Below are 7,633 nucleotides of genomic sequence, written 5' to 3'. Positions count from 1 at the left end.
GATTCCCGCATGCATTCCGCATTTCTCCAGGAGGTGACGTTCCAGTGGCCGGCGCGAACGAAGAAAAGCTTCTCGAAAACCTGAAGTGGATGACCACGGAGCTGCGGCGGTCCCGCCGCCGCCTCCAGGAGGTCGAGCAGGACGCCCGTGAGCCCCTCGCGATCGTCGCGATGAGCTGCCGCTTCCCCGGCGGCGTACGGTCCCCCGAGGACCTGTGGCGACTGGTCTCCGAGGGCGGCGACGCCATCACCGGATTCCCCGACGACCGCGGCTGGGACATCGCCTCCCTCGCGGACCCGGACCCCGACCGCAAGGGCACCTTCTACAACACCGGCGGCGGATTCCTCACCGACGCCACCCGTTTCGACCCCGCGTTCTTCGGAATATCGCCGCGCGAGGCCCTCGCGATGGACCCGCAGCAGCGCCAGATCCTGGAAACCTCCTGGGAGGTCTTCGAGCGGGCCGGCATCGACCCCGCGACCGTGCGCGGCAGCCGCACCGGCGTCTACATCGGTGCCGGCGCCATGGGCTACGGGGCCGACCTCCGCGAGGTCCCGGAGGGACTCGAAGGGCTCCTGCTGACCGGTGGCGCCACGAGCGTCCTGTCGGGCCGCGTCAGCTACGTCCTCGGGCTGGAGGGCCCGGCCGCCACCATCGACACGGCCTGCTCCTCCTCCCTCGTCGCCCTGCACCTGGCCGGGCAGGCGCTGCGCCAGCGCGAGTGCTCGCTCGCCCTGGTCGGCGGCGTGTGCGTGATGCCCACCCCCGACGTGTTCGTCGAGTTCAGCCGCCAGCGCGGCCTCGCCGCCGACGGCCGCTGCAAGTCCTTCGCCGCCGCCGCCGACGGCACCGGCTGGTCCGAGGGCGTCGGCGTGCTCCTGGTGGAGCGGCTGTCCGACGCCCAGCGCAATGGACACCCCGTCCTGGCCGTGGTCCGCGGCAGCGCCGTCAACCAGGACGGCGCCAGCAACGGCCTCACCGCGCCCAACGGCCCCGCCCAGCAGCGCGTCATCCGCCAGGCCCTGGAGAGCGCCCGCCTCTCGGCCGCCGAGGTCGACGCGGTGGAGGCGCACGGCACCGGCACCCGGCTCGGCGACCCCATCGAGGCGCAGGCGCTGCTGGCCACGTACGGGCAGGACCGGCCGGAGGGCCGGCCGCTGCGCCTGGGCTCCCTCAAGTCGAACCTCGGGCACACCCAGGCCGCCGCCGGCGTCGCCGGCATCATCAAGACGGTCATGGCGATCCGCCACGGCGTCCTCCCGCAGACCCTGCACGTGGACGAGCCGACCCCGGACGTCGACTGGTCGGCCGGCGCCGTGTCCCTGCTCACCGAGGCCATGCCCTGGCCCGAGACCGGGGCCCCGCGCCGCGCCGCCGTCTCCGCCTTCGGCGTGAGCGGCACCAACGCGCACACCATCATCGAGCAGGCCCCCGAGGCGGACACCGCCGAGCAGCCGCCGCACGGCGCGCAGCCGGGCGGGGCGTCCGGGACCGGGACGGGGAGCGCCGCTCCGGTCACCGCGTCGGCGACCGCCGCGGTGCGGCCGGCGCTGCTGCCGTGGACGCTGTCCGGCCGCAGCGCCGCCGCCCTGCGCGCCCAGGCCGCCCGGCTGATCGCCGCCCGCACGGCGGACGCCGCCGCGGGCTCCGCCCTCGACCTCGGCCTCTCCCTCGCCACCACCCGCGCGGCCCTGGAGCACCGGGCGGTGCTCATCGGCCGCACCGGCGACGACCTCGACTCCGCCCTCGCCGCGCTCGCCGCCGGTGAGGAGGCCGCGGGACTGGTCACCGACACCGCGGCCGAGGGCCGGACCGCGTTCCTGTTCACCGGCCAGGGCAGCCAGCGGCCGGGGATGGGCCGTGAGCTGTACGAGGCTCAGCCGGTGTTCGCCGCCGCGCTGGATGCGGTGTGCGAGCGGTTCGAACTCCCGCTGAAGGAGGTCCTTTTCGGTTCGGATGCCACCCTGCTGGACCGTACGGAGTACACCCAGCCGGCACTGTTCGCCGTCGAGGTGGCGCTGTTCCGGCTCGTGGAGAGCTGGGGCCTGCGGCCGGACTTCGTGTCCGGTCATTCGATCGGTGAGATCGCCGCCGCGCACGTGGCGGGGGTGCTGTCGCTGGACGACGCGTGCACGCTCGTCGCGGCGCGGGCCCGGCTGATGCAGGAACTGCCGGCCGGCGGCGCGATGATCGCCGTCCAGGCTTCGGAGGACGAGGTCCTGCCGCTGCTCACCGACCGGGTCAGCATCGCCGCCGTCAACGGCCCCACCTCGGTCGTGATCGCCGGTGACGAGGACGCCGCCGCCGCGATCGTGGCGGCCTTCCCCGACCGGAAGTCCAAGCGGCTGACGGTGAGCCACGCCTTCCACTCCCCGCACATGGACGGGATGCTGGCCGACTTCCGCCGGGTCGTGGAGGGGCTCACGTACGCCGCCCCGGCCCTCCCGGTCGTCTCCAACCTGACCGGCGCCCTCGTCACCGACGAGATGGGCTCCGCCGACTTCTGGGTGCGCCACGTCCGCGAGGCCGTCCGCTTCCTCGACGGCATCCGCGCCCTGGACGCCGCCGGGGTCACCACGTACGTGGAGATCGGGCCCGAGGGCGTTCTGACCGCCCTCGCCCAGGACTGCGTCAGCGGCGAAGGCGCCGCCTTCGTGCCCGCCCTGCGCGCCGGCCGGCCGGAGTCCGAGACGGTCCTCGCCGCCCTCGCCCGCGTCCACGCCCACGGCGGCACCGTCGACTGGGCGGCGTACTTCGCCGGCACCGGCGCCCGCACGGTCGACCTGCCCACGTACGCCTTCCAGCACGAGCGCTACTGGCTGGAGCCCGGCGCCGACACGGCCGGGGACGTCAGCGTCGCCGGACTCGACCCCGCCGGGCACCCGCTGCTCGGCGCGGCCGTCACCCTGGCCGGCTCCGACCGGCTGCTGTGCACCGGCCGCCTCTCGGTGCGCGGCCACGACTGGCTCGCCGACCACACCGTGGCCGGTGCGGCGGTCCTGCCCGGTGCGGCGTTCGTCGAACTGGCCGTCCGCGCCGGTGACCAGGCCGACTGCGGGCACGTTGAGGAACTCGTCCTCGACGCCCCGCTCGCGCTGCCCGCCGACGGCGGCGTACGGATCCAGGTACTGGTCGAGGACGCCGACGACCGGGGCCGCCGTACCTTCACCGTGTCCGCCGAGCGGGCGGGCGGGACCGCGGAGGACAGCGGCTGGACCCGCCACGCCCACGGCGTGCTGGCACCTGCCGCAGACGCCGGGGCAGCAGGCCCCGCCGCGTCCTTCGACCTCGCCGAGTGGCCTCCGGCCGGCGCGGACGCCGTGGACCTCAGCCGGCTGTACGACGCCGACACCGCCGGGGGCCTGCGCCGAGGCCCGGTGCGCGGGCCCCTGTTCCAGGCCGCGGAGGCGGCCTGGGAGCGCGACGGGGAGTACTTCGCACAGGTGCGCCTGCCCGAAGGCGCGGCGCAGGAAGCCGGATTCGGACTGCACCCGATCCTGCTCGACGCCGCCGCGCACCTCGCGACCGCCCTGGCGGACACGGACACGGACACGGACGCGGGCACGGGCACGGACGGCGGCAACGGCGTCGGCCCGGGCAGCGTCTGGTCGGACGTGGCCCTGCACGCCGTGGGCGCGGGCGCGCTGCGCGTACGCGTCCGGCCCGCCGGCGAGGGCACGTTCACCCTGGACCTCGCCGACGACCTCGGCGACCCCGTGGCCACCATCGGTCGGCTCGCCCCGCGGCCCTACACGGAGGCCGCCACCGACGCCACGGACCCGGTGCCCGCCGTGGTCCGCGAGGCGCTGTTCCGCCTGGACTGGACGCCGCTCGCCCTCTCCGCCACCGCCACCGGGCCCGCCGGCGGATGGGCGGTCCTGGGCGACACCGGCTTCGGCCCGGCCGCCCGGTACGTCGGCCTGGCCGAACTGGGCGAGGCCGTCGACGCGGGCACCCCGGTACCCGCGTACGTCCTGGCCCCCTTCCCCCGGCAGGCCGACGGGCCGGACGCCCTGAGCGGGGCCGCCCGGCGGGCGCTCGCCCTGGTGCGGGCCTGGCTGGCCGACTCCCGGTTCGAGACGGCCCGCCTGGTCCTGGTGACCAGCGGCGCCGTGGCCGGGCCCGGCGAAGGCGCCGAGGACCTGCCGCACGCCGCCGTACGGGGCCTGCTGCGGTCGGCGGAGACCGAGAACCCCGGCCGCTTCGTCCTCGCCGACGTCCGCGACCTGGCCGAGGCAGCCGGGTCCGCCGAAGCATCCGGGTCCGCCGGGTCCGCCGCGTCCGCCGACCTGGCCGCCCTCGCCGCGGCCCTCGACTCCGGCGAACCGGAGCTGCTGCTGCGCGACGGAGCCGTCCACGTGCCCCGGCTGCGCCGCGCCGCCACCACGGACGCCACCGCCGGCGCCGTCATCGACCCGGACGGCACCGCCCTGATCACCGGCGGCTCCGGCACCCTCGCCGGAATCGTCGCCCGCCACCTGGCCGGCGCCCACGGCGTACGGAACCTGCTGCTGCTCAGCCGCCGCGGCGCCGACGCCCCCGGAGCCGCCGAACGCACCGCCGAACTGGCCGCGTTGGGCGCCCGCGTCACCTGGGCCGCCTGTGACGCCGCCGACCGTGACGCCCTGGCCGCCGTGCTGGCCGAGATCCCGGCCGAACACCCCCTCACCACCGTGGTGCACACGGCGGGCGTCCTCGACGACGGAGTCATCGCCTCCCTCACCCCCGAGCGCCTCGACACGGTCCTGCGGCCCAAGGCCCTCGCCGCCCACCACCTGCACGAGCTGACCCGCGACCTGCCGGTCACCGCCTTCGTCCTCTACTCCGCCATCGCGGGCACCCTCGGCGCCGCCGGCCAGGCCAACTACGCCTGCGCCAACGCCTACCTGGACGCCCTCGCCGAACTCCGCCACCACCAGGGCCTGCCGGCCACCTCCCTCGCCTGGGGCCTGTGGGCCGAAGCCGGCGGCATGATCGGCACGCTCGACGAGGCCCAGCTGCGCCGCATGGAGCAGCACGGCATGGGCGCGCTCACCGCCGCCGACGGCATGGCCCTGCTGGACGCGGCCCTCGCCTCCGGCCGGTCCGTCCTCGTCCCCGCCCGCCTGAACCTGCCCGCCCTGCGCGCCGCCGCGGCCCCCGGCCCCGTGGCCCCCGTCTTCCGGGAGCTCCTGGGCCGGGCCGGACGCCGTACCGCGCGCACCCGCGACGACGCGGGCACCTCGCTCACCGACCGCCTGACCGGCCTCACCCGGTCCGAACGCGACCGCGTACTGCTGGACCTCGTACGGGCACAGGTGGCCGCCGTCCTCGGCCACGCCTCGGCCGAACGGGTCGAGCCCGGCAAGGCGTTCAAGGACCTCGGCTTCGACTCGCTGACCGCCGTCGAGCTGCGCAACCGCCTCGGCGCGGCCACCGGGCTGCGCCTGGCCACCACGCTCGTCTTCGACCACCCGTCACCCGTCGCCCTCGCACGCCTGCTGTACCGCGAACTCCTCGGCGACGAGGAGACCGGGTCCGGGGCGGAGGGCGTCCGGCCGGCCGCGGCGGCCGAGGACGACCCGATCGCCATCGTCGCCATGAGCTGCCGCTACCCCGGCGGCGTCCGCAACCCCGAGGAGCTGTGGCGGCTCGTCGCCGCCGGCGGCGACGCGATCGGCGGGCTCCCCGGCAACCGCGGCTGGGACACCGCCGAGCTGTACGCCGGACAGGGCAGCGACGGCCGGGCCTTCGAAGGCGGGTTCCTCTACGACGCCGACTCCTTCGACGCCGAGTTCTTCGGCATCTCCCCGCGCGAGGCCCTGGCGATGGACCCGCAGCAGCGGCTGCTGCTGGAGGCCTCCTGGGAGGCGATCGAGGGAGCGGGCATCGACCCGTCCTCGCTCCGCGGCAGCCGGGCGGGCGTGTTCGTCGGCGCCTCCTACACCGGCTACGACGCCCAGTTGGAGCGCTCCGCAGACGTGGACGGCGTACTCGGCCACGTGATGACCGGCAACGCGGGCAGCGTCATGTCCGGCCGCGTCTCCTACGCCCTGGGCCTGGAGGGCCCGGCGGTCACCGTCGATACGGCCTGCTCGTCCTCGCTGGTCGCCCTGCACTGGGCGATCCAGGCCCTGCGCAACGGCGAGTGCACCCTGGCCCTCGCGGGCGGCGTCACGGTGATGTCGACGCCGGGAACCTTCAGCGAGTTCAGCCACCAGGGCGGTCTCTCGCCCGACGGCCGCTGCAAGGCGTTCGCGGAGGGTGCGGACGGTACGGGCTGGGGTGAGGGTGTCGGCATGCTGCTCGTGGAGCGGCTGTCGGACGCCCGCCGCAACGGGCACCCGGTCCTCGCCGTGGTCCGCGGCTCCGCCGTCAACCAGGACGGTGCGAGCAACGGCCTGACGGCACCCAACGGCCCGTCCCAGCAGCGGGTGATCCGCGCCGCCCTCGCGAACGCGGGTCTGTCGGCCGCCGAGGTGGACGTGGTGGAGGCGCACGGTACGGGGACCCGGTTGGGTGACCCGATCGAGGCGCAGGCGCTGCTGGCGACGTACGGCCAGGAGCGGGCGGAGGGGCAGCCGCTGCTGCTCGGTTCGATCAAGTCGAACATCGGTCACACGCAGGCCGCTGCCGGTGTGGCGGGTGTGATCAAGATGGTGCTGGCGATGCGGCACGGGGTGCTTCCGCAGACCCTGCACGTGGACGCGCCGACCCCGCACGTCGACTGGACGGCCGGTGAGGTCGAGCTGCTGACGGAACCCACCCCATGGCCTCAGACCCGGCGCGCGCGCCGCGCCGCGGTGTCCTCGTTCGGCATCAGCGGCACCAACGCCCACACGATCATCGAGGCGGCCCCGGACGCTTCCGAGGACCCGACGCCGACGACGCCCGCCACCGGCCCGGTGCCGTACGTCCTGTCGGCCAGGAACCCGCGGGCCCTCCGCGACCAGGCCGCCCGCCTGCTCTCCGTGGCCGAGGCCGGGGACTGCGCTCTCGTGGACCTGGCCCACTCCCTGGCCACCGGCCGCGCCGGTCTCGAACACCGGGCGGCCTTCGCCGCCGCCGACCGCGAGGGCGTGCTGCGCGCGCTCGCCGCACTCGCGGCCGACGAACCGGCGCCGGGGCTGTTCCACGGCACGGTGTCCGGTGGGGGACTGGCGTTCCTGTTCACCGGACAGGGCAGCCAGCGGCCCGGAATGGGGCGTGAGCTGTACGAGACCCAGCCGGTCTTCGCCACCGCGCTCGACGGCATCTGCGCCCGCTTCTCCCTCGAACTGCCCTTGAAGGAGGTTCTGTTCGGTTCCGATGCCGAGGCGTTGGACCGTACGGAGTACACGCAGCCGGCGTTGTTCGCGGTGGAGGTGGCGCTGTTCCGGCTGCTGGAGTCGTGGGGTGTGAGCCCGGACTTCGTGTCGGGTCACTCGATCGGTGAGATCGCGGCCGCGCATGTGGCGGGAGTCCTGTCGCTGGACGATGCGTGCACGCTGGTGGCCGCGCGTGGCCGGCTGATGCAGGCCCTGCCCGCAGGCGGTGCCATGATCGCCGTTCAGGCGTCCGAGGACGAGGTCCTGCCGCTCCTGACGGACCGGGTGAGCATCGCCGCCGTCAACGGGCCGGCCTCGGTGGTCATCGCCGGTGACGAGGATGCGGC

1 protein-coding gene is annotated in these 7,633 nt (G+C 75.4%); it reads left to right on the top strand.

The window, feature by feature from the left end; genetic code table 11:
* Positions 1-44: 44 nt before the first annotated feature.
* Positions 45-7,633: type I polyketide synthase (locus tag ABZW32_RS32545; RefSeq protein WP_356222988.1), on the top strand; the 7,589-nt coding region annotated here is incomplete at its 3' end.

The organism is Streptomyces sp. NPDC004667, assembly GCF_040609475.1.
In the GTDB taxonomy this organism is placed as follows: Bacteria; Actinomycetota; Actinomycetes; order Streptomycetales; family Streptomycetaceae; genus Streptomyces.
The sequence above is the reverse complement of the archived record's forward strand: the minus strand, read 5'-3'. Positions and strand labels throughout refer to the sequence as shown.